At 67.1% G+C, this 26,667-nt stretch carries 27 protein-coding genes; 19 read left to right on the top strand and 8 right to left on the bottom strand.

Annotated features, from left to right (window positions below):
- The 3 genes from ACRYRV_RS06255 (at position 1) to ACRYRV_RS06245 (ending at position 2,454) form a co-directional block, all read left to right on the top strand.
- On the top strand, positions 1-525 hold the full coding sequence (locus ACRYRV_RS06255) for a TRAP transporter small permease (RefSeq protein WP_253448698.1): 525 nt from the start codon (positions 1-3) through the stop codon (positions 523-525).
- The gene (locus ACRYRV_RS06250; protein ID WP_444985638.1) at positions 518-1,804 is read left to right on the top strand and encodes a TRAP transporter large permease; all 1,287 of its coding nucleotides are present in this window, start codon (positions 518-520) and stop codon (positions 1,802-1,804) included. Before ACRYRV_RS06255 ends, ACRYRV_RS06250 begins: the two co-directional genes overlap by 8 nt.
- A gap of 200 nt (positions 1,805-2,004) precedes the next feature.
- Positions 2,005-2,454 (top strand): hypothetical protein, encoded by a 450-nt coding sequence (locus tag ACRYRV_RS06245; protein ID WP_444985639.1) that lies wholly within the window; start codon positions 2,005-2,007, stop codon positions 2,452-2,454.
- Positions 2,455-2,483: 29 nt separating this feature from the next.
- Here the strand turns inward: ACRYRV_RS06245 and ACRYRV_RS06240 are convergent, their stop codons facing one another.
- Positions 2,484-3,407, bottom strand: a complete 924-nt coding sequence (locus ACRYRV_RS06240) for a helix-turn-helix domain-containing protein (protein WP_253448701.1) — start codon at positions 3,405-3,407, stop codon at positions 2,484-2,486.
- A 159-nt stretch (positions 3,408-3,566) separates the two neighbouring features.
- Here ACRYRV_RS06240 and pobA point away from each other — a divergent pair, with 159 nt between their 5' ends.
- Entirely contained in the window at positions 3,567-4,751 is a 1,185-nt protein-coding gene (gene pobA, locus ACRYRV_RS06235; RefSeq protein ID WP_444985640.1) for a 4-hydroxybenzoate 3-monooxygenase, read from the top strand.
- A gap of 111 nt (positions 4,752-4,862) precedes the next feature.
- Here pobA and ACRYRV_RS06230 read toward each other — a convergent pair whose 3' ends face one another.
- Positions 4,863-5,765: a LysR family transcriptional regulator gene (locus tag ACRYRV_RS06230; RefSeq protein WP_253448705.1), complete on the bottom strand. Its 903-nt coding sequence runs from the start codon at positions 5,763-5,765 to the stop codon at positions 4,863-4,865.
- 104 nt (positions 5,766-5,869) lie between these two features.
- On the opposite strand from ACRYRV_RS06230, the gene ACRYRV_RS06225 reads away from it, so the two are divergent.
- From ACRYRV_RS06225 to ACRYRV_RS06180, 10 genes are all read left to right on the top strand, one after another.
- On the top strand, positions 5,870-6,988 hold the full coding sequence (locus tag ACRYRV_RS06225) for a muconate/chloromuconate family cycloisomerase (RefSeq protein WP_444985641.1): 1,119 nt from the start codon (positions 5,870-5,872) through the stop codon (positions 6,986-6,988).
- Positions 6,989-7,018: 30 nt separating this feature from the next.
- Complete coding sequence (catC, locus tag ACRYRV_RS06220) at positions 7,019-7,309, top strand: muconolactone Delta-isomerase (protein WP_119023067.1); 291 nt, start codon at positions 7,019-7,021, stop codon at positions 7,307-7,309.
- A gap of 63 nt (positions 7,310-7,372) precedes the next feature.
- On the top strand, positions 7,373-8,347 hold the full coding sequence (gene catA / locus ACRYRV_RS06215) for a catechol 1,2-dioxygenase (protein ID WP_253448709.1): 975 nt from the start codon (positions 7,373-7,375) through the stop codon (positions 8,345-8,347).
- A gap of 97 nt (positions 8,348-8,444) precedes the next feature.
- Entirely contained in the window at positions 8,445-9,812 is a 1,368-nt protein-coding gene (locus ACRYRV_RS06210) for a Rieske 2Fe-2S domain-containing protein (RefSeq protein WP_444985642.1), read from the top strand.
- A 32-nt stretch (positions 9,813-9,844) separates the two neighbouring features.
- A complete protein-coding gene (gene benB, locus ACRYRV_RS06205; protein ID WP_444985643.1) occupies positions 9,845-10,333 on the top strand; it encodes a benzoate 1,2-dioxygenase small subunit in 489 nt (162 codons plus the stop codon).
- A gap of 23 nt (positions 10,334-10,356) precedes the next feature.
- Positions 10,357-11,382, top strand: a complete 1,026-nt coding sequence (gene benC / locus ACRYRV_RS06200; RefSeq protein WP_301271087.1) for a benzoate 1,2-dioxygenase electron transfer component BenC — start codon at positions 10,357-10,359, stop codon at positions 11,380-11,382.
- Positions 11,379-12,161: a benzoate diol dehydrogenase BenD gene (gene benD, locus ACRYRV_RS06195; RefSeq protein ID WP_444985644.1), complete on the top strand. Its 783-nt coding sequence runs from the start codon at positions 11,379-11,381 to the stop codon at positions 12,159-12,161. The genes benC and benD overlap by 4 nt, the downstream gene beginning before the upstream one ends.
- 95 nt (positions 12,162-12,256) lie before the next feature.
- Complete coding sequence (locus ACRYRV_RS06190) at positions 12,257-13,507, top strand: benzoate/H(+) symporter BenE family transporter (RefSeq protein ID WP_253448719.1); 1,251 nt, start codon at positions 12,257-12,259, stop codon at positions 13,505-13,507.
- Between the two features lie 259 nt (positions 13,508-13,766).
- Positions 13,767-14,216, top strand: a complete 450-nt coding sequence (locus ACRYRV_RS06185; RefSeq protein WP_444985645.1) for an Hsp20/alpha crystallin family protein — start codon at positions 13,767-13,769, stop codon at positions 14,214-14,216.
- Positions 14,217-14,263: 47 nt separating this feature from the next.
- On the top strand, positions 14,264-14,656 hold the full coding sequence (locus ACRYRV_RS06180; RefSeq protein ID WP_444985646.1) for an Hsp20/alpha crystallin family protein: 393 nt from the start codon (positions 14,264-14,266) through the stop codon (positions 14,654-14,656).
- 66 nt (positions 14,657-14,722) lie between these two features.
- On the opposite strand, the gene ACRYRV_RS06175 is transcribed toward ACRYRV_RS06180, so the two are convergent.
- The 6 genes from ACRYRV_RS06175 to ACRYRV_RS06150 all read right to left on the bottom strand — a co-directional run bounded on the left by ACRYRV_RS06175 (position 14,723) and on the right by ACRYRV_RS06150 (position 21,140).
- Positions 14,723-15,952 carry an ABC transporter substrate-binding protein gene (locus ACRYRV_RS06175; RefSeq protein WP_444985647.1) on the bottom strand — a complete coding sequence of 410 codons (1,230 nt, stop codon included), beginning with the start codon at positions 15,950-15,952 and terminating at the stop codon, positions 14,723-14,725.
- Positions 15,953-16,043: 91 nt separating this feature from the next.
- The gene (locus ACRYRV_RS06170) at positions 16,044-16,541 is read right to left on the bottom strand and encodes a MarR family winged helix-turn-helix transcriptional regulator (RefSeq protein WP_444985648.1); all 498 of its coding nucleotides are present in this window, start codon (positions 16,539-16,541) and stop codon (positions 16,044-16,046) included.
- Between the two features lie 71 nt (positions 16,542-16,612).
- Positions 16,613-17,752: a cyclohexanecarboxyl-CoA dehydrogenase gene (gene aliB / locus ACRYRV_RS06165; RefSeq protein ID WP_444985649.1), complete on the bottom strand. Its 1,140-nt coding sequence runs from the start codon at positions 17,750-17,752 to the stop codon at positions 16,613-16,615.
- 105 nt (positions 17,753-17,857) lie between these two features.
- Positions 17,858-18,640 (bottom strand): 2-ketocyclohexanecarboxyl-CoA hydrolase, encoded by a 783-nt coding sequence (gene badI, locus ACRYRV_RS06160; protein ID WP_299313399.1) that lies wholly within the window; start codon positions 18,638-18,640, stop codon positions 17,858-17,860.
- A gap of 46 nt (positions 18,641-18,686) precedes the next feature.
- On the bottom strand, positions 18,687-19,454 hold the full coding sequence (locus ACRYRV_RS06155) for an SDR family NAD(P)-dependent oxidoreductase (RefSeq protein ID WP_444985650.1): 768 nt from the start codon (positions 19,452-19,454) through the stop codon (positions 18,687-18,689).
- Between the two features lie 42 nt (positions 19,455-19,496).
- The gene (locus tag ACRYRV_RS06150; RefSeq protein WP_444985651.1) at positions 19,497-21,140 is read right to left on the bottom strand and encodes a cyclohexanecarboxylate-CoA ligase; all 1,644 of its coding nucleotides are present in this window, start codon (positions 21,138-21,140) and stop codon (positions 19,497-19,499) included.
- A gap of 240 nt (positions 21,141-21,380) precedes the next feature.
- Here ACRYRV_RS06150 and ACRYRV_RS06145 point away from each other — a divergent pair, with 240 nt between their 5' ends.
- The 5 genes from ACRYRV_RS06145 to ACRYRV_RS06125 are packed head-to-tail and all read left to right on the top strand — an operon-like array spanning position 21,381 to position 26,658.
- Positions 21,381-22,154, top strand: a complete 774-nt coding sequence (locus ACRYRV_RS06145; RefSeq protein ID WP_444985652.1) for an enoyl-CoA hydratase — start codon at positions 21,381-21,383, stop codon at positions 22,152-22,154.
- Between the two features lie 44 nt (positions 22,155-22,198).
- Positions 22,199-23,089, top strand: a complete 891-nt coding sequence (locus ACRYRV_RS06140) for an enoyl-CoA hydratase/isomerase family protein (protein ID WP_253448739.1) — start codon at positions 22,199-22,201, stop codon at positions 23,087-23,089.
- Positions 23,086-24,282 carry an acyl-CoA dehydrogenase family protein gene (locus tag ACRYRV_RS06135; RefSeq protein ID WP_253448741.1) on the top strand — a complete coding sequence of 399 codons (1,197 nt, stop codon included), beginning with the start codon at positions 23,086-23,088 and terminating at the stop codon, positions 24,280-24,282. Before ACRYRV_RS06140 ends, ACRYRV_RS06135 begins: the two co-directional genes overlap by 4 nt.
- Before the next feature lie 9 nt (positions 24,283-24,291).
- Positions 24,292-25,434: an acyl-CoA dehydrogenase family protein gene (locus ACRYRV_RS06130; protein ID WP_444985653.1), complete on the top strand. Its 1,143-nt coding sequence runs from the start codon at positions 24,292-24,294 to the stop codon at positions 25,432-25,434.
- 42 nt (positions 25,435-25,476) lie between these two features.
- Positions 25,477-26,658 carry an acyl-CoA dehydrogenase gene (locus tag ACRYRV_RS06125; RefSeq protein ID WP_444985654.1) on the top strand — a complete coding sequence of 394 codons (1,182 nt, stop codon included), beginning with the start codon at positions 25,477-25,479 and terminating at the stop codon, positions 26,656-26,658.
- Positions 26,659-26,667 lie beyond the last annotated feature (9 nt).

The raw sequence follows: 26,667 nt of genomic DNA, 5'->3' as shown, positions 1-26,667 counted from the left end.
ATGCAAGCCTTGTCGTTCGTGAGCCGCCAGCTGGCACGCCTGTGCCTGCTGGTGGCGGGGCTGGCGCTGCTGGCCATGATGGGCGTGACCATCGCCGATGTGCTGCTGCGCCTGACCTTCCGCCTCTCCGGGGGCGCCCTCAACTGGAGCGTGGTGGGCAGCGTCGAGCTGGTGCGCTATCTGCTGATGTTCTCCCTGCTGGCGGCCATGGCCGCCAGCGTCGAGCGTTCCCAGGTGGTGGTGGAGGCCTTCAGCCACGGCCTCTCCCCGGTGCTCAAGGAGCGCCTGGGCGGCCTCTTCCTGCTCGGGTTCGTGGTGCTGGGGGCGGTGATGGCCGTCGGTCTCTGGCAGGAGGCGGGCGTGGCTGCCATGCGCGGCCAGGTCACCCAGGACCTGCGCCTGCCCATGGCTCCCATCTATCAGTTCGGGGCCCTGCTCTGCGCTCTGCTGGCGCTGCGCAGCCTGCTGCACGCCCTGCTGGGCACTTTCTTCGCCACCGATGGGGGAGGTGTCCATCATGAGTAGTGAGATGATTGGCGGCATCGGCCTGATCGGGCTGCTGCTGCTGCTGGTGCTGCGCGTGCCGGTGGCCCTGGCCATGCTGATCGTCGGGGTGGTGGGCTTCGCCCAGGTGATCTCCTGGGGTGCTGCCCTCTCCATGGTCAAGTCGGTGCCGGTGGACGTGCTCTCCAGCTACAGCTTCAGTGCCATTCCCATGTTCATCTTCATGGGGGTGCTGGCGGCCCACTCCGGCATGGCCGGCATGCTGTTCAACTCCACCCGCACCATCTGTGGCGGCTGGAAGGGGGGCATGGCCATCGCCACCGTGGGCTCCTGCGGCGTCTTCTCGGCGATCTCCGGCTCGTCGCTGGCCACCGCCAGCACCATGACCCGGGTGGCACTGCCCGAGATGGAGAAGCACGGCTACAAGCGCTCCCTGGCCACCGGCACCCTGGCCGCCGGCGGCACCCTGGGGATCATGATCCCGCCCAGCATCGCCCTGCTGATCTATGCGGTGATCACCGAGCAGTCGGTGGGTGACATGTTCGCGGCGGGGATCATTCCCGGCCTGATGGGGCTGCTCTTCTATGCCCTGACGGTAAGCGTGGTGATGCGGATCTGGCCCGACATGGCGGTGCCGGGGGAGCCCACTTCTCTGGGCGAGAAGCTGCGCTCCCTGTCGGGGCTGCTGCCCTTCTTCACGGTCTTCGTGATCATCATCGCCGGGATCTACCAGGGGATGTTTACCCCCACCGAGGGGGCCAGCGTAGGGGCCTTTGCCACCCTGCTCTATGCCCTCTACAAGGGCATGCGCCTGAAGGGGCTGTGGCAGAGCGTCCAGGAGACCCTGGCGCTCTCGGCGGTGGTCTTCTTCATGCTGGTGGGGGCCGAGACCCTGGGCTACTTCATCTCGGTGTCCCGGATCTCCTTCACCATCAGTGCCTTCCTGGGCGGCCTGGATGTGCCGACCATGGTGATCCTGCTGCTGATCCTGCTGATGTACTTCGTGCTCGGCATGTTCATGGACTCCATCGCCATGCTGGTGATCACGGTGCCGGTGGTCTTTCCCATCATCACCATGCTGGGCATCGATCCGATCTGGTTCGGCATCCTCACCGTGCTGACCGTGGAGCTGGGGCTGGTGACGCCACCGGTGGGGATGAACGTCTTCGTGATCAAGGCCATGGCGCCCCATGTGACGCTGGGCGAGATCTACCGGGGGGTGACGCCCTTCATCGTCGCCGACCTGCTGAGGCTGGTGCTGCTGATCGCCTTCCCCGTCCTGACCCTCTGGATGCTCTAGCCGCGGGGCGCTCCACCAGCAGAAGGTCCTGCCCTGTGCAGGGCCTTCTGCTTCCTGAACTTGACCTGTCTCAACTGCTGCGCACTTCGCTTCTTGGGCGCCTTGCCCAGCGAGCCGGTTAGGGTCTAGGCTGGCTCTATCACAGTAATGATCAATTTTAGCGTCGAGGGTGCTGCAATGGCACCGATCAGGAGGCCGCCATGACCCGTACCACATCTGACCACGCTGCCGAGTCCACTTCCTGGATGGCCAGGTTTGCTGACTACATGTTTGAGGCGTCGATGCCGAGAGTGGTGCGAGAGGTGCGCACGGAGGCCTCTTCGACGTTTCGGGAGGTCATTACCGACCTGGAGTCACCGATGCCCGCCGCCTTCGAGCGCGAGATCGCACGCACGCTGAACGGTGTGGGAAGCGAGCTGATCCCCGCCGAGACGCTGATGCCGGCGATGATGAAGCGTTTCGGGCTCGCCGAGGAGGCCTTTGTTGATGACGGGGACAAGGCCGTCCGCCAGCTGCAGGCTACCTGCAACCACTGCCCGGAGGTGGGCCGCTGCTGGCGGGCCATGCGCTCGGATACCAGTCGGGAGAGCTGTCGGGCCTTCTGCCCCAACGCCGACGCCTTCGAGGAGAAGGCCGGCACCGCCGCCTGAGCCAGGCGCTCGCCTGGAGACGCCCCCGGTCAGCCCGTCTGGCCGGGGGCGTCCTGTTTGTGGGGCTCCCCCGACTGCTGGCGCAGCCGAAATTCCCGCGGCGAGAGCCCGGTATGGCGCTTGAAGAAGCGGGTGAAGTAGGCGGGCTCCGAGAAGCCCAGGGAGTCGGAGACCTGGCTGACGGTCATGTTGGTATAGGTGAGCTGGCGCTTGGCCTCCAGCAGCAGGCGTTCGTGCAGCAGCTGCAGGGCGCTGCGATCGGCCAGGCGGCGGCACAGGGTGTTGAGGTGGGCGCTGCTCATGCCCAGCTGGGCGGCAAACTGCTCGACGCTGGGCTGGCGGCGAAACTGGGCCTCGATCAGCGCCTGGTAGTTGACCAGGTGCTGATGCCCTCGCTCCTGAGGGCGGTGGCTGCCTCGGGCGCCACGCCCGGCGCTCTCCTGGAGGCGTGACAGTGCTACCACCAGCGCCTGGATCAGCGCCTCCAGCATCCGCGCCCGCCCGGGAGCCGGATGGCGATACTCCTCATCGATCTGTGCCACCAGGGTGGCGATGCGCCGCGCGCTGTCGGGCTGCGTCAGCCGGTGGGAGGCGGCCTGCTGCAGCAGGCCGCCCGAGGAGGCCTGGGCCAGGTGCTCAACCAGGGGCAGCGCCAGAGTGATGATGTGCCCCTCTACGGTCGGCGAGAAGCGGAAGCCGTGGATACTCATGCTCGGCACCACGATGACCAGAGGGCCCTGCAGCGGCTGATGGCTCCCCTCCAGCTCGAGCTCCACCTGGCCTCGGGCAATGTGCAGCAGGTGGACCAGGTCGGCATGGCGATGGGGGCGGATGTGCCAGTCGTGCAGCGCGCTGCGCTCCGGGATCGACTCGCAGTGGAGCAGGTCGGGAGTGGGCCAGTGGTGAGTTTCACCGTAGAGCTTGAAGACCGGAATGGTGGGTGCCGTGCTCATGGATCCTCCCTTGCGCTACGACCAAGGTCGAACGGTAATGTGTCAAAAGTCCAGGTGATGAATCGAATCATGCCTTATTTTGCCGGATGATTCAGTGAAAAATACAATTCACATAGCGAACACTTGTACACCTGGCTGGATAACAACGGAGTATTCCCCATGAAGACACAGGTCGCCATCATCGGCGCAGGCCCCTCCGGCCTGCTGCTCGGTCAGCTGCTGAGCCGCCAGGGCATCGATAACGTCATCCTCGAACGCAAGAGCGGCGAGTACGTGCTGAGCCGCATTCGGGCCGGCGTGCTGGAGCAGGGCATGGTCGACCTGCTGTGCGAGGCCGGCGTCGATGCGCGCATGAACGAGGAGGGCCTGCCCCATGACGGCTTCGAGCTGGCCTTCGACAATCGCCGGGTGCGCGTGGACCTGGCGGCGCTGACCGGCGGCAGCAAGGTGATGGTCTACGGCCAGACCGAGGTCACCCGCGACCTGATGGAGGCTCGCGAGGCTACGGGCGGCACCACCATCTACGAGGCGGACAACGTCCAGCTTCACGACCTGGAGAGCGAAGCGCCCTGGGTCACCTTCGAGAAGGACGGCGAGACGCACCGCCTCGACTGCGACTACGTGGCCGGCTGTGACGGCTTCCACGGCGTCTCGCGCAAGTCGATTCCCGAAGGCCGTATCAAGGAGTTCGAGAAGGTCTATCCCTTCGGCTGGCTGGGGATCCTCTCCGACACCCCGCCGGTCTCCGACGAGCTGATCTATGCCAGCCACGAGCGCGGCTTCAGCCTCTGCAGCATGCGCTCCGAGACCCGCAGCCGCTACTACATCCAGGTGGCTCTGGACGAGAAGGTGGAAGACTGGTCCGACGAGCGCTTCTGGGAGGAGCTCAAGCGCCGCCTGCCCGATGACGTGGCCGAGAAGCTGGTCACCGGCCCCTCCATCGAGAAGAGCATCGCGCCGCTGCGCAGCTTCGTGGTCGAGCCGATGCAGTACGGTCGTCTCTTCCTGGTGGGCGACTCCGCCCATATCGTGCCGCCCACCGGCGCCAAGGGGCTCAACCTCGCCGCCAGCGACGTCAACACCCTCTACCGCCTGATGGTGAAGGTCTATCAGGAGGGGCGTACCGACCTGATCCCCAACTACTCTGCGACCTGCCTCAAGCGGATCTGGAAGGCCGAGCGCTTCTCCTGGTGGATGACCTCCATGCTGCACAAGTTCTCCGAGGAGGAGGACTTCAATACCCGCATGCAGCAGGCCGAGCTGGACTACGCGACCAGCTCCGAGGCGGGGCTGACCACCATCGCCGAGAACTACGTGGGCCTGCCCTACGAGTCCCTCGAGTAGGTTTCGCCTGCCTCGATCTCGATAGCCCGGGCCCGCCGACAGGCGGGCCCGGGTTTCGGCGTGTCCGGCGTTGCGCCAGTCAGCCGCCGTGGCGCTGTGATGGCACCGGCGTCAGGGGTAGCGTCCGCTGCGGCGGTTCTCCACCAGCACCTCGAGGATGGCGTTGGCCTCCTGCATGATCGGGGAGGGCTTCTCGCCGCGGCGGCGGCTGCAGATCACCGGGGAGGTGAGCGAGCGGTCCGCCAGGTAGATGTAGCTGATGCCGTCGCGGCGCAGCCGGCGCACCTGCTCGGGTACCAGGGTGATGCCGATCTCCGAGGCCACCAGGCTCAGCGCCGTCTGCAGCTCGTTGGCCTCCTGCACCACCTCCACCTTTAGCCCCTGGCGGCGGAACATGCCCAGCATGATATCGGCCATGCTGGGGCGCGGCTTGGCGGGAAAGAGGATCAGCGGATAGCGGGCCAGCTCGGCCAGGGTCGGCGTGGTGCCCTCCAGGGGGTGGCCCGCGGGCACCGCGGCCATGATCGGCTCGTCGAACAGCACCTCCTGCTCCACCTCCGGGTCGTCGATTCTCAGCCGCCCGAAGCCCATGTCGATGCGCCCCGCCTTGAGGGCCTGCACCTGCTGCACCGTGGTCAGCTCGGCCAGGGCCAGCTCGACATTATCCTTTTGTCGTAAATCGCGCACCAGCAGCGGCAGCTGCCCGTAGAACACCGATGCCACGAAGCCGATGCCGAACATGACGCGCTTGCTGCGGGCCATGCGGCGGGTGGACTCCAGGGTGGCATCCACCTTCTCCAGTATCTGCAGGGCATGCTGCTGGAAGAACTTGCCGGTGGCCGTCAGCCGCAGGCCGCGCGGTCCCCGCGCGAACAGCTCGGCCCCCACTTCCTGTTCCAACTGCTTGATCTGCCGGGATAAAGGCGGCTGAGACATGTGCAGCCGCTCGGCCGCACTGGTGAAGTTGAGCTCCTCCGCGACCACACAGAAGTACCTCAGATGGCGCAGTTCCATGATACCTCCTGGGTATGGAAGGGCACCCAAACAATATTGGTTCCGCCTTCCCGCTGCAATCAGACTGCCATGCAATCACCACACTGCCCGCATCGGGAGCCCCCATGAGCGCCACTATCCAGTCCATCGAGACGCTGCTGGTCGACCTGCCGACCATCCGTCCCCACAAGCTCTCCATGACCACCATGGCCTGCCAGACCCTGGTGATCGTGCGGATGCGCCACAGCGATGGCATCGAGGGCCTGGGGGAGGGCACCACCATCGGTGGATTGGCCTACGGCCCCGAGAGCCCCGAGAGCATCAAGTGCAACATCGACGCCTACCTGGCGCCGCTGCTGATCGGCCAGCCCTCCGGCAACGTCAACGCCCTGCGCGCCCTGCTCAACCGCCACGCCCGCGGCAACATGATCGCCAAGTCGGCGCTGGAGACCGCGCTGCTCGACGCCCAGGGCAAGCGCCTGGGCCTCTCCGTGGCCGAGCTTTTGGGCGGCGCCCGCCAGGCCCACCTGCCGGTGCTCTGGACCCTGGCCAGCGGCGATACCGCCAAGGATATCGAGGAGGCGCAGCTGCGCCTCGAGCAGCGCCGCCACTGCGACTTCAAGCTGAAGATCGGCGCCAACCCGGTGAAGCAGGACGTGCGCCACGTGGCCGCCATCAAGGAGGCCCTGGGCGATCGCGCCAGCGTGCGCGTCGACGTCAACCAGGCCTGGGACGAGTCCACCGCCGTCTACGGCATCCAGGCCCTGCAGGACGCCGGCATCGAGCTGATCGAGCAGGCGGTTCCGGCCCGCGAGCACGCCGGCCTGATCCGCCTGGCCGACCGCTTCAACGTGCCGATGCTGGCCGACGAAGCGGTGCAGGACGCCCGCGACGGCCTCGACCTGGTCCGTGGCGGCTTCAGCGGCGCCTTCGCCCTCAAGATCGCCAAGTCCGGCGGCCTGCAGGGGGTGCTGGAGCTGGCCCACGTGGCCCAGGCCGCGGGCATCGGCCTCTACGGCGGCACCTTGCTGGAGGGCACCATCGGCACCGCCGCCTCCCTGCACGCCTGGGCGACCCTGCCCGAGATGGCCTGGGGCACCGAGATGTTCGGCCCGCTGCTGCTCAAGGACGACATCGTCGTCGAGCCGCTGCGCTACCGCGAGTTCGGCGTGGACCTGCCGGCCGGCCCGGGTCTCGGCATCACCCTCGACGAAGACAAGCTGGCGCACTACGCGCGCAAGTAAGAAACGACACGACAACCGGAGGATCGAGCCATGCTGTTTCAGGTGGAAATGACCGTCAAGCTGCCCCCGTCCATGCCGGCCGAGCAGGCCGCCGAGATCAAGGCCACCGAGAAGGCCTACGCCCAGGAGCTGCAGCGCTCCGGCAAGTGGCGCCACCTGTGGCGCGTGGCCGGCAGCTACGCCAACGTCAGCATCTTCGACGTCGAGGACAACGCCGAGCTGCAGGAGATCATCTCCAACCTGCCCCTCTTCCCCTACATGGAGATCAGCGTCAAGCCGCTGTGTCGCCACCCGTCCTCCATCCGCGAGGACGACTCCTGAGTCACGGATGAATCACGCCAGCCCCGCCCCGGCGGGAGCAAAGATAACGCAGAGGATATTCCCATGACCGTGAAGATTTTCGACACCCCCGAAGTTCAGGACTTCCTGAAGACCATCGCCGGCTTCGACCAGGAGGGCGGCAACGACCGCGCCAAGCAGATCGTCCATCGCCTGATCTCCGACCTCTTCAAGCTGATCGACGACTTCGACGTTACCGAGGAGGAGTACTGGTCCGCGGTCAACCTGCTCAACGCCCTGGGCAGCCAGACCCAGTTCGGCCTGCTCTCGCCGGGCCTGGGCTTCGACCACTACCTGGACATGCGCCGGGACGCCATCGACGCCGAGGCCAAGCGCACCGGTGGCACCCCGCGCACCATCGAGGGTCCGCTGTATGTCGCCGGCGCCCCGGAGGCCGAAGGCTTCGCGCGCATGGATGACGGCAGCGACCCGGATGCCGAGGTGATGTGGCTGACCGGCCAGGTGCGCGACGTGGACGGCAACCCGATCCCCGGCGCCAAGGTCGAGATCTGGCACTGCAACTCCAAGGGCGGCTACTCCTTCTTCGACAAGACCCAGAGCGAGTACAACATGCGCCGCACCATCTACGCGGACAGTGAAGGCCGCTACACCGCGCGCAGCATCATCCCGTCCGGCTACGGCGTGCCGGAAGGCGCCCCCACCGACGTGGTGCTGAAGTCCCTGGGCCGTCACGGCGAGCGTCCGGCGCATATCCACTACTTCATCTCCGCGCCGGGCCACCAGCACCTGACCACCCAGATCAACCTGGCGGGCGACCCCTACACCTTCGACGACTTCGCCTTCGCCACTCGCGAGGAGCTGGTAGTGCCGGCCAGCCGCATCGAGGACGCGGGCGAGATCGCCAAGCGCGAGCTGGACGGTCCCTTCTCCGAGGTGGTGTTCGACATCGAGCTGGCCAAGACCGACGTGGCCGAGCTGCAGACCCGCCACGCCCGTCCGCGTGCCAAGGAAGACGAGCAGGACCAGGCCAGCCAGCTGGCCGGTACCGCCAAGGTCTGAGGCTGCTCCCTGCCCCTATCCCCTGACGCCAGCGGGCTCTCCACGAGAGCCCGCTGGGCCGAAACGACAGCTTAATAAGACATCGAGGACCTGGACCATGACCAGCAAACTTGACCAGCTCGAGGAGCGCGTCCGCGGCGCCGTCGTCGACGACGCCGAGCAGGGCATCTTCCGCTGCCACCGCAGCATGTTCACCGACCCGGCCTTCTTCGAGCTCGAGATGAAGCACGTCTTCGAAGGCAACTGGCTATTTCTGGCCCACGAGAGCCAGATCAGTGAGCCGGGCGACTACATGACCGTGACCATGGGCCGTCAGCCGGTGGTCATCACCCGCGACAAGGCAGGCGAGCTGCACGCCCTGATCAACGCCTGTGCCCACCGCGGCGCCACCCTGTGCCGCCGCAAGCGCGGCAACAAGGGCACCTTCACCTGCCCCTTCCACGGCTGGACCTTCAAGAACGACGGCAAGCTGCTCAAGGCCAAGAACGAGAAGAATGGCGCCTACCCGGACGGCTTCAAGCAGGAGGGCTCCCATGACCTCAAGCGCGTGCCGCGCTTCGAGAGCTACAAGGGCTTCCTGTTCGGCAGCCTGAGCGAGGACGTTCAGCCCCTCGACGACTATCTCGGGGAAACGAAGAAGATTATCGACAATATCGTCGACCAGGCGCCGGAAGGCCTGGAAGTGCTGCGCGGCACCTCCTCCTACACCTTCAAGGGCAACTGGAAGCTGCAGGCCGAGAACGGCGCCGACGGCTACCACGTCAGCACCGTGCACTGGAACTACGCCTCCACCATGGATCGCCGCAACTACGACGCCGGCGGCACCAAGGCGGTGGACGCCGACGGCTGGTCCAAGAGCCAGGGCGGCTTCTACTCCTATGAAAACGGCCACATGCTGCTGTGGACCCGCCTGCTCAACCCCGAGGTGCGTCCGGTCTACCAGAACCGCGAGTGGATCCAGGAGCAGTTCGGCGAGGCGCGGGCCGACTCCATCGTCAACCAGACCCGCAATCTCTGCCTCTACCCCAACGTCTATCTGATGGATCAGTTCTCCACGCAGATCCGCGTACTGCGCCCGATCAGCGTCGACGAGACCGAGGTGACCATCTACTGCTTCGCGCCCAAGGGCGAGTCCGCCGAGAACCGTCGCGTGCGCATCCGCCAGTACGAGGACTTCTTCAACGTCTCCGGCATGGGCACCCCGGACGACCTCGAGGAGTTCCGCGGCTGTCAGGACGGCTACCACGGCGCCCTGGCCGAGTGGAACGACCTCTCCCGCGGGGCCAAGCAGTGGATCGAAGGCGCCGACGACAATGCCAAGGCAATCGGCATGCAGCCGCTGCTCAGCGGCGCCTCGCCGGAAGATGAAGGCCTCTACGTGCTGCATCACAAGCACTGGGTCGAGGAGATGCTGCGCGCCATCGAGAAAGAGCGCAGCCAGTTTATCGCCACCCAGACCGCCTGAGTCCGGCCCGTACCGAGAAGGGGAGAAGAGAGATGAGCCTTAGCTACCAAGAGATCCAGGCCTTCCTGTACCGCGAGGCGCGCCTGCTCGACGACCGTGAGTGGGACGAGTGGCTGACCTGCTACAGCAAGGACGTCGAGTTTTGGATGCCGGCGTGGGACGACGACGACCAGCTGACCCGGGACCCGCACAGCGAGATCTCGCTGATCTACTACCCGAGCCGCGAGGGTCTCGAGGACCGGGTCTACCGGATCAAGACCGAGCGCTCGGGGGCGAGCACGCCGGAGCCGCGCACCACCCACCAGATCACCAATATCGAGGTGCTCAAGGAGGAGGACGGCAAGCTGGAGCTGCGCTTCAACTGGCAGACCCTGAACCACCGCTACAAGGAGACCCAGACCTTCTTCGGGGCCTCCTTCTACACCCTGGACGTATCGGGCGAGTCACCGCTGATCACCCGCAAGGTAGTGCAACTCAATAACGACTATATCCACCAGGTCATCGATATCTATCACATCTGATCTGGTGTCGGAGGAGAACGATCATGAGCTACACCATTGCCCTCAACTTCGAGGATGGCGTCACCCGCTTCATCGGCTGCAAGGAAGGTGAAACGGTTCTCGATGCCGCCTACCGCCAGAAGGTCAACCTGCCGATGGACTGCTCCGACGGCGTCTGTGGCACCTGCAAGGGACACTGCGAGCAGGGCGAGTTCGACATGGGCGACGAGTACATCGAAGAGGCGCTCTCCGACGAGGAGGCCGCCGAGGGCATGGTGCTGACCTGCCAGATGGTGCCCTCTTCCGACTGCGTCATCCAGGTCCCCGTGGCCTCCAGCCTGTGCAAGACCGAGGTGGGCAAGGTCGAGGGCACGGTCGCCGCGGTCGAGCAGCTCTCCGAAGACAGCATCGAGCTGGTAGTGGATCTGGACGAAGGCGCCGAGATCGCCTTCCTACCCGGCCAGTACGTGCATATCGACGTGCCGGGCACCGAGGTGCATCGCTCCTACTCGTTCAGCTCCCTGCCGGGCGAGCAGCGCGCCACCTTCCTGATCCGCAATATCCCCAACGGGGTGATGAGCGGCTATCTCGGCGAGCGGGCCGCGGCGGGCGATCGCCTGACCCTGACCGGCCCGCTGGGCAGCTTCTACCTCCGCGAGGTGACTCGCCCGGTGCTGATGCTGGCCGGCGGCACGGGCCTCGCGCCCTTCCTCTCCATGCTCTCCCAGCTGGTGGAGAAGGGCTGCGAGGCGCCGATCCACCTGATCTACGGCGTCAACAAGGATGATCATCTGGTCAAGGTGGACGCTCTGGACGAGTTCGCCGCCAAGCTGCCCAGCTTCACCTACGCCACCGTGGTGGTGGACGAGGCCAGCGAGCATCCGCGCAAGGGCTACGTGACCCATCATATGGACGCCGAGGTGATGCACGACGGCGACGTCGACGTCTACCTGTGCGGGCCGCCTCCCATGGTCGACGCCGTGCTCAAGCACTTCGACGCCCAGGGCATCGTGCCGCAGAGCTTCCACTACGAGAAGTTCACCCCCAACGAGGCGGGGAGCAAGTCATGAGCCTGCGCTTCAAGGACAATGTGATGGTCATCACCGGGGCCGCCCAGGGCATCGGCAAGCGGGTCGCCGAGCGCGCGGGCGCCGAGGGTGCCCGCCTGGCCTTGGTGGACCGTGCCGACCTGATCCATGAGGTGGTGGCCGAGCTGACCGAGCAGGGCGTCGAGGCGATCGCGCTGCAGGCCGACCTGGAGACCTGGGCAGGCGCCGCCGAGGTGATGGCGAAGAGCGTGGAGCGCTTCGGCCGCATCGATATCCTGATCAACAACGTGGGCGGGGCGATCAACTTCAAGCCGTTCACCGAGTTCAGCGAGAGCGAGATCGCCGCCGAGGTGACCCGCTCGCTGATGCCGACCCTGTGGTGCTGTCGCGCCGTGCTGCCCACCCTGGTGGAGCAGGGCGGTGGCGTCATCGTCAACGTCTCCTCGGTGGCGACTCGCGGCATCCACCGGATCCCCTACTCGGCGGCCAAGGGCGGCGTCAATGCGCTGACCGAGTCCCTGGCCTTCGAGTATGCTGAGCACGGCATCCGCGTTGCGGCCGCCGGGATCGGGGGCACCGAGGCGCCGCCGCGGAAGATCTCCCGCGGCACTCCGGAGCCCCGCAACGAGACCGAGAAGGCCTGGTTCCAGGCGCACATCGACCAGACCAAGCAGAGCTGTCTGATGAAGCGCTACGGCACCCTGGATGAGATGGCGGCTCCGATCCTGTTCCTTGCCTCGGACGAGGCCAGCTACATCACCGGCAGCGTGCTGCCGGTGGGTGGCGGCGATCAGGGCTAGCCAGCATCGCGCCGATTCGGGAATATCCGGATCGGCGCGTTTCGTTCCATGCCTCTAGCCATACCAACGATAACAACCCTCCCCTGGAGCTCACCGTGAAGCATATCGAGAAGGGCGTGAGCCTGCGGCACGCGCCAAAAGACTTCCTCCGCGACCTCAACGTCGACAACGCCAGCACCGGCCTGGTCGCGGGTATTCTGGGGCTCAGCGTCGGTGTCGTGCACATCAGTGCCGGCACCGCCGCCGGGCTCGACTCCTCCTTCATCATGATCTGGGTCATCAGCTACCTGATGATCAACGGCCTCTTCGGCATCCTGATGCCGGCCTACTACCGGCTGCCGATGCCCATGGCCAACTCCATTCCCGGGGCGCTGATGTTCGCCGCGGTGATTCCCGTGGTGGGCCTGGAGGCCGCGCTTGGGGCGACCCTGATCGCCGGAGCCATCTCCCTGGTGGCGGGCCTCTCCGGCGTCATGGGCATCGTCATGCGCCTGATGCCCATGCCCATCGTCATGGGCATGGTAGCCGGCATGCTGCTCAGCTTCGGTCTCAACATGGTGCGTCCGCTGGAGAGTGCCATCGTGCCGGCGAGCATCATGATCCTGGCCTTCTTTCTCTCGGCGCGTCTGCTGCGCAAGGTGCCGCCGCTGATCGTCTCCATGCTGGCGGGGATCGCCTACCTGATGGCCACCGGCGTTGACCTCTCGGGCGTCCAGGCGACCATCCGCTTCCCCGAGTTCATCATGCCGGAGTTCACCCTGAACGCCTTCCTGGCCTACGGCCTGCCGCTGGCGATCATCCTGGTGGGCATGGAGACGCCGGCCGGCGTCGGCCTGATCAAGGGCATGGGGTACAAGGAGGTGCCGGCCAACGGCATCACCGCCGTGGGGGGCGTGGGCACCATGGTCTCGGCCTTCTTCAACCTGCACAGCACCTGTATCGCCGCCCCCATGACCGGCATCTGCTCCTCGCCGGAGGCGGGCACCCATGAGAAGCGCTGGGTCGCCGCGGTGGTGGCCGGTGCCATCTTCGTGGTGGCCGCCCCCTTCTACGGCTATGTGGTGAGCCTGCTGGAGGCCACGCCGCGCTACTTCATCGCCATCATCGCGGGTCTGGCGCTGATGCGCGTCATCACCTCGGCCATGGCGATCGCCTTCTCCGGCAGGAAGCACGAGATGGGGGCGCTGTTCGCCTTCCTGATCGCCGCCTCGGGCATTCAGATCCTGGATATCGGTGCCACCTTCTGGGCCCTGGTGCTGGGCGTGGTGGTGTCGCTGATCTTCGAGACCAAGGACTTCGAGTTCGCCAGCAACGCCCATCCCCTGAAGAAGCAGCCGACCGACTGAGCCGGCCCGGCGCCGGTGACCTCACCGGCGCCCGACACCCTATCCTCCTTGGCCCGTATCCGCTTCGGCGATACGGGCCCTTTTTTCGGTGCCTGGTGGGTGGGCCACGCATCACCGCCGGCGCCGCTCGAGACAGCGTTCAAGACACCTTGAAACCGGTCCGACCGCACCTATCTTGCAGAGCATGGGGCCCTGTCAGCCTCGCGCCGCTCGGCCCCGTTCCGTCATCTGGCTGTTGAAAGAGAAGGAGGTGTTCGACATGTTCGGAGATCTCAGGGGCCTGGATCCGGCCCGCGCCCAGGGCATGGAGTGGGTTCGCCAGCTGTTCGACGAGATGTTCCCCGGCGGCGGAGCGGCCGATATCCGCTCGGTGCCGTCTGGCAGCTTCCCGCCGATCAACGTCGGACGCACCGACGAGGCGGTGCGCGTCTACGTCTTCGCGCCGGGGCTCGGCGCCGAGGACCTGGAGGTGAGCCTGCAGGACAACGTGCTCACCGTGGCCGGTCGCCGTGAGGCGCCCGCGGGCGATGAGGCGCGCACGCGCTTCCGCCAGGAGCGCTTCCATGGCGACTTTCGGCGAGCGGTGGCGCTGCCCGAGGGGCTCTACATCGATCGGGCCGAGGCGCGTTTCCGGGACGGCGTGTGTGAGATCGTGCTGCCCAAGCGCGATGAGCTCAAGCCGCGGCGCATCGAGGTGCAGGCGGCCTGAGGCCGCCGCACGAGACTCGCATTTCGAGACCGAAGGAGGTGAGAGAGATGAACGAGATCACCCGTCGCGACGCCGACGCCCCCCGCCCCGCTGGGGAGGAGCGCCGGCAGGATACGCTGCTGCCGGCGGTGGATATCCACGAGGAGAATGACGCCGTGCATATCATCGCCGACATGCCCGGCGTGACCCGCGACTCGCTGGTCATCGAGGTAGATAATGGCGTGCTCAGCCTGGAGGGGGAAGTGACGATCCCGATGCCCGAGGGGCTGAGCCCGCTGTACGCCGAGGTGCGCGCCCAGCGCTACGCAAGGCGCTTCACCCTCAGCCACGAGATCGACAGCGAGGCGATCAGCGCACGGATCGACAGCGGCGTCGTCCACCTGACGCTGCCGCGGCGCGACACGCACCGCCGGCGGCGCATCGAGGTCCAGGCGGCCTGAGCAGTGCTCGGGCCACAACGCAAGGGGGCGCGGCCGGCTGGCCGCGCCCCGTCTTGCCTGCTTGCCTCAGGGGTTGATCAGCGGGCAGCGGCTCTTCTCCAGGGACTGGAAGGCCAGCTCCCCGGGAATGGTGCGCAGCATGCGGTAGAGGTCCCACTCGCCCTCGGATTCCTCGGGCGACTTCACCTCCACCAGGTACATGTCGTGCACCATGCGGCCATCCTCGCGGATCACGCCGTTGGTGGTGAAGATGTCGTTGACCGGGTTCTCGCCCATCCAGGCACGCACGGTGCCGGCGTCATCGCTGCCGGTGGCCTCGATGGCGTTGAGGTAGTGCAGGGTGCTGGAGTAGACGCCTGCCTGCACCATGGTGGGCATGCTGCCCATACGCTCGTAGTAGCGCTGGGCCCACTCCCGCGCCTCGTCGTTCATGTCCCAGTACCAGCCGGTGGTCAGCTGCATGCCCTGGGTAGTCTCGAGCCCCAGGGCATGGATGTCGTTGAGGAACACCATCAGCCCCGCCAGGGTCTGGCCGGACTCCGCCAGCCCGAACTGCCCCGCGGTGCTGATGGCATTAACGGTGTCCGCACCGGCGTTGGCCAGGCCGACGATCTGCGCCCCGGAGCCCTGGGCCTGCAGGATGAACGAGGAGAAGTCGTTGCTGTTGAGCGGGTGGCGCACCGTGCCGACCACCTCGCCACCCATCTCGGTGACCACATTGGAGACTTCCTCCTCCAGGGAGTGGCCGAAGGCGTAGTCGGCGGAGATGATGAACCAGCGCTCGCCCCCCTCCTCGACGATGGCTCGCGCCGTGCCATTGGACATGGCGTGGGTGTCATAGACCCACTGGATATGGTTGGGGCTGCAGTGCTCGTTGGTGATGCCGAGCGCGGCGGCGCCGGAGACCATGGCGATGCGGTCGTGCTCGGCCAGCAGCCGGGTGGCGGCGATGGTCACCGAGGAGGCGACCAGGCCGCCGACCATATCGACGTTGCGCTGGTCGATCCACTCGCGCACCGTGTTGGCGCCCACGTCGGCGCTGTTGCGGTCGTCGGCGCTGAACACCTCGATGGGGGCGCCGTGGATCGAGCCGCCGTGCTCCTCGATGGCCATGCGCATCGCTTCGAGGCCGCCGGGGCCGGCCAGGTCGCGATAGGGGCCCGACATGTCGGCCAGGTAGCCGAGGCGAATGGCGCCGTCGGAGATCTCGGCATGGGCACTGCCGGCGACGGCCAGCAGGGCGGCGCCGAGGGTCAGGACGGTGGTCTTGAGCAGGGGGGGATGTTTTCTGGACATGAGTTCTCCCTTACCTCACCGGAAGCGGCGAGGCCGTTGTTGTTGTGACTCAGGCTGTTGGGGAAGTGGCCGGCAGGCGCCGGCGGAGCGATCAGGTGTCGATGGTGCCCTCGGTTGAGGGGGGAGCCTCCCGGGTTGTGATGGATTGGATGGCCTCCAGGTCCTTCTGGAGCTTGTTGAGGTAGTGCAGCAGGCTGACCGTCTCGTCGAAGCCCAGGCTCTTGAGGCCCTGAGCATAGAAGTCATGGATCTGCGGCTGCAGGCTCTCCCAGTAGGCGCGCCCCTGGTCGGTAAGCAGGATCAGCCGGGCGCGGCCATCGTCGGGGTGGGGGATGCGCCGCACGTGGCCTTCCCGCTCGAGCCGCTTGAGCACGCCGTCCAGGCTCTGGCGGCTGACGATCAGGTACTCGACGAGATCGTTGAAGGCGATACCGCCCTCGTAGCCGCGGCGGGAGAGCGCCCCCAGCACCGCCCATTGCACCGTGGTCAGTCCCACGGCGCTCACCGTCTGCTTCTGCAGGATGTTGCTGGCCTGGAAGAGGCGGAAGAACAGGCGGTTGGCGACGCTTCTGTCGTCCTGGGCAGCCATGGGTAGCACTCCTTTGTCGGAAAGCGGCGGCGCCAGGTGGTGGGCGAAGTCCCGGGCCCCGACGATGGCATTCACCGGGGTACCGACTGGCGCGTGATGATGTTCTTCATGATCTGGGCGGTGCCGTCGCCGATCTGCAGCCCCAGCACGTCGCGCATGCGCTGCGAGAAGGGCAGGTCCTCGCCCCAGCCGGTGTGGCCGTGGGCCAGCATGCACTGCTTGATCACGTCGAAGGCGAGCTTGGGGCCCCACCACTTGTTCATGGCCGCCTCGGCCGTGTGGGACAGGTCGTTGTCCTTCAGCCACAGGGCGTAGTAGCACTGCAGGCGGGCGGCCTGGACGTAGGTCTGGTATTCGGCCAGCGGGTGGGTCAGTCCCTGGAAGGCCGCCAGCGGCTGGCCGAAGGCCTCGCGCTCGGTGAGCCACTGCCAGGTCTCGTCCAGCGACTGCTGGGCCACTGCCAGGCACTGCAGGCCGATTAGCGCGCGGCTGTAGTCGAAGCCCTGCATCACCTGCTTGAAGCCCTGGCCCTCCTCGCCAAGCATGTGATCGGCGGGCACGGCCACATTGTCGAAGAAAATCGAGCCGCGGCCAATGGCGCGCTGGCCGGAATCCTCGAAACGGCTGGTGGTGATGCCGGGGAGGTCCATGGGCACCAGGAAGGCGCTGATGCCGCTGGCGCGCTGCTCCTGGGTGCCGGTGCGGGCGAAGACCACTGCCACGTCGGCCTGGTCGGCCATGGAGATGGAGGTCTTCTCGCCGTTGAGCACGAAGTGGTCGCCCTCGCGGGTGGCCTTCAGCTTCAGGTTGGCGGCGTCACTGCCGCCGTGGGGCTCGGTCAGGGCGATGCAGCAGATCTTCTTGCCGGAGGTGATGCCGGCGAGCCACTCCCGGGCCAGCTCGGGGCGCGCATGCTGGGCGATGATCTGGCCGTTCAGCGAGGCGAGCAGCGGCAGGTAGCCGACGTTGAAGTCGCCGCGGGCGATCTCCTCGATGATCACGCCGCTGGTCACGCAGTCCAGGCCGCTGCCGCCGTACTCCTCGGGCAGCTCGCCGCCCAGGCAGCCCATCTCCCCGAGCATCTCGACGATCTCGCGCTCGATGAGCGCCTCTTCCTCGCGCTTGCGATAGCGGGGGGCCAGCATGTCGGCGGACAGCTTGGCGACGCTCTCGCGAATGGCGTCCTGTTGTTCGGTAAAGGCAAAGTTCATGGCCGTATCCATCCTTTCTGGGGAGGCCGCCGACCCGCTGGGCCGGCGGCACCTTCCCTTATCGCCTCTGGGGTATCGCTTCTTGGGTCATCACTTCGTGGGGCATTACTTGTAGTACTTTCGGAACTCTGGCTTGCGCTTCTCCTTGAAGGCCGCGACCCCTTCCTTGGACTCCTCGGTGTCGTAGTAGAGGCTCAGCGCCTGCATGCCCAGGCCGCCGATGCCGGCGATGTTCTCGCTGTCGGCATTGAAGGAGCGCTTGGCAATGGAGAGGGCGGTGGGGCTCTTCTCGAGGATCTCGTCGCACCACTTGCGCACCTCCTCGTCGAGCTGCTCGGGCGGCACCACGGCGTTGACCAGGCCCCACTCCAGCGCCTGCTGGGCGGTGTACTTGCGGCACAGGTACCAGATCTCGCGGGCGCGCTTTTCGCCGATCACGCGGGAGAGATAGGCGGTGCCGAAGCCCGGGTCCACGGAGCCCACCTTGGGGCCCACCTGGCCGAAGATGGCGGTCTCGGAGGCGATGGAGAGGTCGCACACCACATGCAGCACATGGCCACCGCCGATGGCGAAGCCGTTGACCCGGGCGATGACCGGCTTGGGCACCTGGCGGATCAGGGTCTGCAGCTCTTCCACCGGCAGGCCGATGATGCCGCGGCCGTCGTACTGCCCCTCGTGGGCGCCCTGGTCGCCGCCGGTACAGAATGCCTTGTCGCCGGCGCCGGTCAGCACGATCACGCCGATGGACTTGTCCCAGCCGGCGCGGTTGAAGGCGTCGAGCAGTTCCATGCAGGTCTGGCCGCGGAAGGCGTTGTAGCGGTCGGCGCGGTTGATGGTGATGGTGGCCACCCCATCGGTGACGTCGTAGAGGATATCTTCGTAGTTCATTGTCGAGTTCCTGGAATTCGCTGCGGGTAAAGGACGTGGGAGGCGCTTAGCCGGCCATGGTCAGGCCGCCGGACACACTGATCACCTGGCCGGTGATGAAGCTGGCCTCGTCGCTGGCGAGCAGGGTGATGATGCCGGGGTAGTCCTCGGGCTGGCCGATGCGGCGCATGGGAACGGCATTGCGGAAGGCCTCGAGGAGCTTTTCCGGATCGCGGGCGGTATCGGCCACGTCCTTGAGCAGGGCGGTGTCGGTGGGGCCGGGGCAGACCACGTTGAGGGTGACGTTCTTGCTGGCCAGTTCGCGGGCCAGGGTCTTGCTCAGGCCCAGCATGCCGGCCTTGCAGGCGGCGTAGACGGCCTCGCCGGAGGAGCCGACCCGAGCCGCGTCGGAGGCGATGTTGATCACCCGGCCGCCGCCGGCCTCGACCATCTTCGGCAGCACCACGTGGTGCATGTTGAGCGCGCCGGTCAGGTTGACGGCGATCAGCGACTCCCACATGGCCGGCTCGGTCTTGAGGAACGGCATGAAGCGGTCGAAGCCGGCGTTGTTGACCAGCACGGTGGGAGTGCCGAGATCCTGCTCGATGCTCGCCACGGTGGTGGCGATGGCGGCGTAGTCGGTGATGTCGGCGGCGTAGGCCTGTGCCTTGCCGCCGGCCTCGGTGATCAGCTCGACGGTGGCCTGGGCGGCGGCCTCGTCGCGGTCGAGCACCGCCACCTTGGCGCCATGCTCGGCGAAGCGCTTGCACACGGCCTGGCCGATGCCGCCGCCGCCGCCGGTCACGATCACGGTTCTGTTCTCAAGTCCTTTCATGTTGTCTCTCCGCTCGGGTAGTGGGGAATAGGGATGGTTGCTTCAGGCGCCCTGGAGGGGCTGCTCGCGAAGCTTGAATTTCTGGATCTTGCCGGAGGGGGTGCGCGGCAGTTCGTCGAGCACCTCCAGGAATTCCGGCTGGTACTGGCGGGTCACCTTGCGCTCGGTCAGGAAGGCGCAGATCTCCTCGAGGGTCAGCGACTCCTCACCCTCCTTGAGGGTCACGTAGGCGCACAGCCGCTCGCCGAGGCGCTCGTCGGGCTTGCCCACCAGGGCCAGGGTCTGGATCTTCGGGTGCTGATAGAGGGTGTTCTCGATATCGACGATGGGAATGTTCTCGCCGCCGCGGATCACCACGTCCTTGGAGCGCCCGGTGATGCGCACATAGCCCTGCTCGTCGAGGCGCGCCAGGTCGCCGGTGGGGAACCAGCCCTCGTCATCCACCCCGTAGAGCTCCGGCTGCTTGAAGTAGCCGACGAAGAGGCTGGCGCCGCGCATGTAGAGCGGGCCCTCCTGGCCGGCGGGCAGGGGGTTGCCCTCCATGTCGGTGACCTTGAGCTCGATGTAGGGCAGCGGCACGCCGTCGGTATGCACGGCACGCTCCGGGTCGTCCTCGGGCAGGGTGGTGGTCACCGCGCCGTTCTCGGTCATGCCCCAGGCGGAGAGGATGCGCGTCGGCAGGTTCTGGGCGGCTTTCTCCACCAGGGGGCTGGGAATCGGGGCGCCGGCGCACAGGAAGAGCGTCAGCGACTGCAGGTCCGGGCCGTGCGCGATGGCCTGCTCGGCAATATCGGCCAGGAATGGGGTCGAGCCGAGCATCAGGCTGGGCCGTTCGGCGCGAATGATGGCCACAGCCTCTTCCGGCAGCCAGGTGTCCTGTAGCACCACGCTGGCCTTGAGATAGACGGGCAGCATCAGGCCATAGAGGAAGCCCAGCTGGTGGGCCAGCGGGGAGGGCATGAAGACGGTGTCCGCCGCGCCGAGTGCCAGGCGCTCGGCGAAGGGGCGGATATGGCTGAACAGGGTGTTGGAGGTGTGCATCACCCCCTTGGGCTTCCCGGTGGTGCCGGAGGTATAGAGGATCTGCACCACATCGTCTCCCGAGGGGCGGCGCTCCCGGAACAGGGCGGCGGTATCGACCTCGTCCTCCCAGGCGCGTTCCAGCAGCACCCGCTCGAAGCTGTCCTCCCCCTCGCTGCCGATCACCAGCACATGCGCCAGCTTGGGCAGCGAGCGCTTCAGCTCATGGGCCATGGCGCCGTGGTCGAACTTGCGGAAGGTCTGGGGGACCACCAGCACCTTGCTCTCGGCCATGCCCAGCATGAACTCGAGCTCATGCTCGCGGAAGATCGGCATCAGCGGGTTGAGCACGGCGCCGATGCGCACGCAGGCCAGATGCAGCACGGTCATCTGCCACCAGTTGGGCAGCTGGCAGGAGACGATATCGCCCTTTCTTACCCCCAGCTCCGCCAGCCCCGCCGCGATGCGAGTGACCTTCTCGTTCAGCTCACGGTAGCTCAGTTCGACGCGGCTGCCGTCTGCCATGCGGTAGGTGATGATGGCGGCCTTGTCCCCGGCGGAGGCCACCGCCTCGTCCAGATAGTCTGTAATGATCTTGTCATTCCAGGCACCTAGCTCGACCATGGATTGTCTGCGCTCGGGCGTCAGATTCGTATGGATTGGCATGCAAGCTCCTGAAAGTGGTTTGTTTTTGGTCAAATGCTTGTTTGATAACTGGCGCCGCCATCGCCGTGCGCCTTGGAGAAAGCTAGGCCACGATAAAAATTATGTCAATACATTGTCTTTTATTTTGGGGCTGGCTAGACTCGGCTGTAGATCGGGCCCGGTTCGGCCCGAGCGATGCGACAACACACTGTCATGAATCGGCCGGGGAGCCCTTCCGGCCACGGCACTCCGGAGGCATCCATGTACGAGAATCTGCGGGTCGAGTGCACGGGCGCCGTCGGTGTGATCACCCTTCACCGCCCCGAGGCCCACAACGCCCTGAGCGGGGCGCTGATGCGCGAGCTGGGCGGCGCACTGCACGCCTTCGAGCGGGACGACTCCATCGGCGCCATGGTCATCACCGGCGGTGAGCGGGTCTTCGCCGCCGGGGCCGACATCAAGGAGATCCAGTCGCTGACCTTCTCCGAGGCCTATCTCGGCGACTTCGTCACCGACGCCTGGGAAGAGGTGACCCGTTGCCGCAAGCCGGTGATCGCCGCGGTGGCCGGGATGGCCCTGGGCGGCGGCTGCGAGCTGGCCATGATGTGCGACCTGATCATCGCCGCCGACACGGCCCGCTTCGGCCAGCCCGAGATCAAGGTGGGCACCCTGCCCGGCGCCGGCGGCACCCAGCGGCTGACCCGCGCCGTCGGCAAGGCCAAGGCGATGGACCTGTGCCTGACCGGCCGCCTGATGGCGGCCGATGAGGCCGAGCGCAGCGGTCTGGTGAGCCGGGTGGTACCGGCGGAGAGGCTGATGGACGAGGCGATGACCGCGGCGGCCCAGATCGCCTCGATGTCGGCGGTGGCGGTGCGTCTCAACAAGGAGGCCGTCGAGCGGGCCCAGGAGACCACCCTGGCCGAGGGCGTGCGCTTCGAGCGCCGGCTGCTGCACGCCAGCTTCGCCACCGAGGACCATAAGGAGGGCATGCAGGCCTTCATCGAGAAACGCCCGCCGGTCTGGCGGCATCGTTGAGCCCCCTGGCTCGGCCGACAACAACAACCGGGAGAGAACGCGCCATGTGCAACCCCGTCACCCTGACCCGACATGAGAGCTGCGGCCTGGTCACGCTCTTCAGCCCGCCGGTGAATGCCCTGAGCCAGACCGTGCGCTCTGGCCTGGTGGAGGCCCTGGACGCCGCCCTGGAGGATGCCCGGGTGGAGTGGGTCCTGCTGCAGTCCGGCGGGCGCTGCTTCTCCGCCGGCGCCGATATCAAGGAGTTCGGCAAGCCGCCTCAGGCGCCGGTGCTGCCCGAGGTGATCGCTGCCATCGAAGACTCGCCCAAGCCGGTGGTGGCCTGGCTCCACGGCGTCGCCCTGGGCGGCGGCCTGGAGCTGGCCATGGCCTGCCACTATCGGCTCGCCGCGCCCGATGCGCGCTTCGGGCTGCCGGAGGTCAAGCTGGGGCTGATTCCCGGCGCCGGCGGCACCCAGCGGCTGCCGCGGCTCGTCGGGCTCGAGGCCGCCCTGGAACTGATCCTCTCCGGCGAGCCCATCGGCGCCGACAAGGCCCTCGAGCTGGGGCTGGTGGATGGCGTGGCCGACCAGGGGCATACCCCCGAGGAGGCGCGCATCGCCATGGCGGCGGAGCTGGCCCGGCAGGGCGTGCGCCCCACGCGGGAGCGTACGCTCGCCGCCGCCAGCGAGGCGCCGCTCGAGTGGCTGGCCGCCCAGCGCGAGTCGCTGGCGCTGCCCGCCTCGGGCGACCTGTCGCCCCTCAAGGCCGTCGAGGCCCTGGAGGCTGCCATGACCCATCCCTTCACCACGGCGCTCGCCCGCGAGCGGGAGCTCTTCCTGGAGTGCCTGGCCTCGCCCCAGCGCCAGGCCAAGGTCGAGGCCTTCCTGGCTCGCGGCCGCGACAGCCGCTCGCTCAACGCCGGCGGAGACAACACAAGAGGGACCACCCCATGAATATCCATTTCAGCGAACAGGAGCTGGCCTTCCGCGATGAGGTGCGGGCCTTCCTCGAGGCCGAGCTGCCCGCCGATATCGCCGCCAAGGTGCGGCTCGGCAAGAAGCTCGCCAAGGGGGATCACCAGCGCTGGCAGGCGATCCTCTTCCGCCGCGGCTGGTATGCCGCCAACTGGCCGGTGGAGCACGGCGGCACCGGCTGGAGCGTGGTGGAGAAGCACATCTTCGAGGAGGAGTGCGCGGCGGCGGGTGCACCGCGGCTGATCTCCTTCGGCGTCAACATGGTGGCGCCGGTGATCATCAAGTTCGGCACCCCCGAGCAGAAGGCCCACTACCTGCCGCGCATCCTCGACGGCACGGACTGGTGGTGCCAGGGCTACTCCGAGCCCGGCGCCGGCTCCGACCTGGCCGCGGTGAAGACCCGGGCGGTGCGCGAGGGCGACCACTACATCGTCAACGGACAGAAGACCTGGACCACCCTGGGCCAGCACGCCAACTGGATCTTCTGCCTGGTGCGCACCGACCCCGAGGCCAAGCCCCAGGCCGGCATCTCCTTCCTGCTGATCGACATGGAGAGCCCAGGCATCTCGGTGCGGCCGATCATCACCCTGGACGGCGCCCATGAGGTCAACGAGGTGTTCTTCGACAACGTCCGGGTACCGGTGGACAACCTGGTGGGCGAGGAGAACGACGGCTGGACCTGCGCCAAGTACCTGCTGACCCACGAGCGCACCGGCCAGGCCGGCATCGGCATCTCCAAGGCGGCCCTGGCCCACCTCAAGGAGATCGCCCGCCACGAGGTGATCGAGGGCCGTCCGGCGCTGGAGGACCCGCTGCTGCGGCAGCGCATCGCCGAGGTGGAGATGCGCCTGATGGCGGTGGAGATGAGCACCCTGCGCATCCTCGCTCGTGCCCAGGCCGGCGGGGTGCCGGGGGCGGAGAGCTCGATCCTCAAGATCACCGGCTCCGAGATTCGCCAGGCGATCAGCGACCTAGTCCGCCGGGTGCTGGGCCCCCACGCCCTGCCGGTCCTGGCCGAAGAGATGCAGCTCGAGCACGACGGCGAGCCGCTGCACGCTGACTACAGCGTGGCGCCGGCCGCCCAGTACTTGAACCTGCGCAAGCTGTCGATCTACGGCGGCTCCAACGAGATCCAGAAGAACATCCTGGCGAAGGCCCAACTGGGCTTATAGGAGGCCACCATGGACTTTTCCTTCAGTGACGAGCAGCAGATGCTGCAGGACATGCTGGCCCGACTGGTCAGGGAGCACTACGGTTTCGAACAGCGCGACCAGGTGCAGCGCAGCGCGCCGGGCTTCAGCGAGGCCTTCCAGGCCCAGCTGGCCGAACTCGGCGTGCTGGCGGTGCCCATCGACGAGGCCCATGGCGGCATGGGCGGCAGCGGGGTCGAGAACCTGGTGGTGATGCAGGAGCTCGGCCGCGGCCTCTGCCTGGAGCCCTACCTGGAGTCGCAGATCCTCGGCGGCGGCCTGGTGCAGGCGCTGGGCAGCGAGGCCCAGCGCGAGGCGCTGCTGCCGGCCCTGGCCGCGGGCGAGCTCTTGCTCGCGGTGGCCAGCGAGGAGCCGCGCACCCACTATCGGCCCGAGTGGACCGAGACCCGGGCCGAGCGCGCCGCCGACGGCTGGCGGCTGACCGGCCGCAAGTCGGTGGTGATCGGCGGTCAGGCCGCCCACCGGATCCTGGTGGTGGCGCGCACGGCGGGCGAGCCCGACGAGCGTGATGGCCTCTCGCTGTTCCTGGTCGACCCGGCTGCGGAGGGCGTGCAGCGCCGCGCCTATCCCACCATGGCGGGCCCCTGGGCCTGCGACCTCACCCTCGAGGGCGTGGCCCTGGCCGATGACGCCCTACTGGGCGGTGCCGGAGAGGCCTTCGCGGCCCTGGACCACCAGCTGGGGCGCGCCATGGCGGCCCAGTGCGCCGAGGCGGTGGGCAGCATGCAGCAGGCCTGCGAGCTGACCCTGGACTACCTCAAGACCCGCCAGCAGTTCGGCCACCCCATCGGCCGCTTCCAGGTGCTCCAGCACCGCATGGTGGACATGACCACCGAGCTGGAGCTGGCCACCTCCATGGCGATCCTCGCCGCCTGCGTGGCCGACGAGCCGGCAAGCCTCGAGCGCAGCCGCCAGCTGATTGCTGCCCAGCACGTGGTCAAGCGCGCGGCCCGTTTCATCGCCGAAGAGGCGATCCAGCTCCACGGCGGTATCGGCATGACCTGGGAGTACAGCCTCGCCCACCATGCCCGCCACCTGGTGATGCTTGGCCATCGCTTCGGCGATGACGATCGCCACCTCAAGGCCTATGCCGACCTTATCGAGGCCAGCTGACCTCCGTCAGTGCCCCCAACGACAACGACAGGAACCTTCGCCATGTCCCAGATGCCCGCCTTCCACTGGCAGGACCCGCTGCTCCTCGACCAGCAGCTCAGCGACGAAGAGCGCCTGGTGCAGCAGAGTGCCGCCCAGTTCGCCGCCGACAAGCTCGCTCCCCGCGTGCTGGAAGCCTTCCGCCACGAGCAGACCGACCCGGCCATCTTCCGCGAGATGGGCGAGACCGGCCTGCTCGGCGCCACCATCCCCGAGCAGTATGGCGGTAGCGGCCTCAACTACGTCTGCTACGGGCTGATCGCCCGGGAGATCGAGCGCGTCGACTCCGGCTACCGCTCCATGATGAGCGTGCAGTCCTCTCTGGTGATGGTGCCGATCAACGAGTTCGGCAACGAGGCCACCAAGCAGAAGTACCTGCCCAAGCTCGCCAGCGGCGAGTGGATCGGCTGCTTCGGCCTGACCGAACCCAACCACGGCTCCGACCCCGGTTCCATGGTGTCCCGCGCGCGCAAGGTCGAGGGTGGCTACCGCCTGACCGGTAACAAGACCTGGATCACCAATAGCCCCATCGCCGACGTCTTCGTGGTGTGGGCCAAGGATGACGAGGGCGATATTCGCGGCTTCGTGCTGGAGAAGGGTTGGGAGGGCCTCTCCGCCCCGGCGATCCACGGCAAGGTGGGCCTGCGCGCCTCGATCACCGGCGAGATCGTCATGGACAGCGTCTTCGTGCCCGAGGAGAACATGTTTCCCGAGGTGCGCGGCCTCAAGGGTCCCTTCACTTGTCTCAACTCGGCCCGTTACGGCATCAGCTGGGGCGCGCTCGGCGCCGCCGAGGACTGCTGGCGCACCGCACGCCAGTACACCCTGGACCGCCAGCAGTTCGGTCGCCCGCTGGCCGCCAACCAGCTGATCCAGAAGAAGCTGGCCGACATGCAGACCGATATCTGCCTGGCCCTGCAGGGCTGCCTGCGGCTGGGGCGCATGAAGGACGAGGGCACCGCCGCGGTGGAGATCACCTCGATCATGAAGCGCAACAGCTGCGGCAAGGCGCTGGATATCGCCCGCCTGGCCCGCGACATGCTGGGGGGCAACGGGATCAGCGACGAGTTCGGGGTGGCGCGCCACCTGGTCAACCTCGAGGTGGTGAATACCTACGAGGGCACCCACGACGTTCACGCGCTGATTCTGGGTCGGGCGCAGACCGGCCTCCAGGCCTTCTGCTGAGCCCCGGCT

It is taken from the genome of Halomonas mongoliensis, from assembly GCF_052496345.1.
Note: the sequence above shows the minus strand (reverse complement) of the source record. Positions and strands in the feature narration are given on the sequence as shown.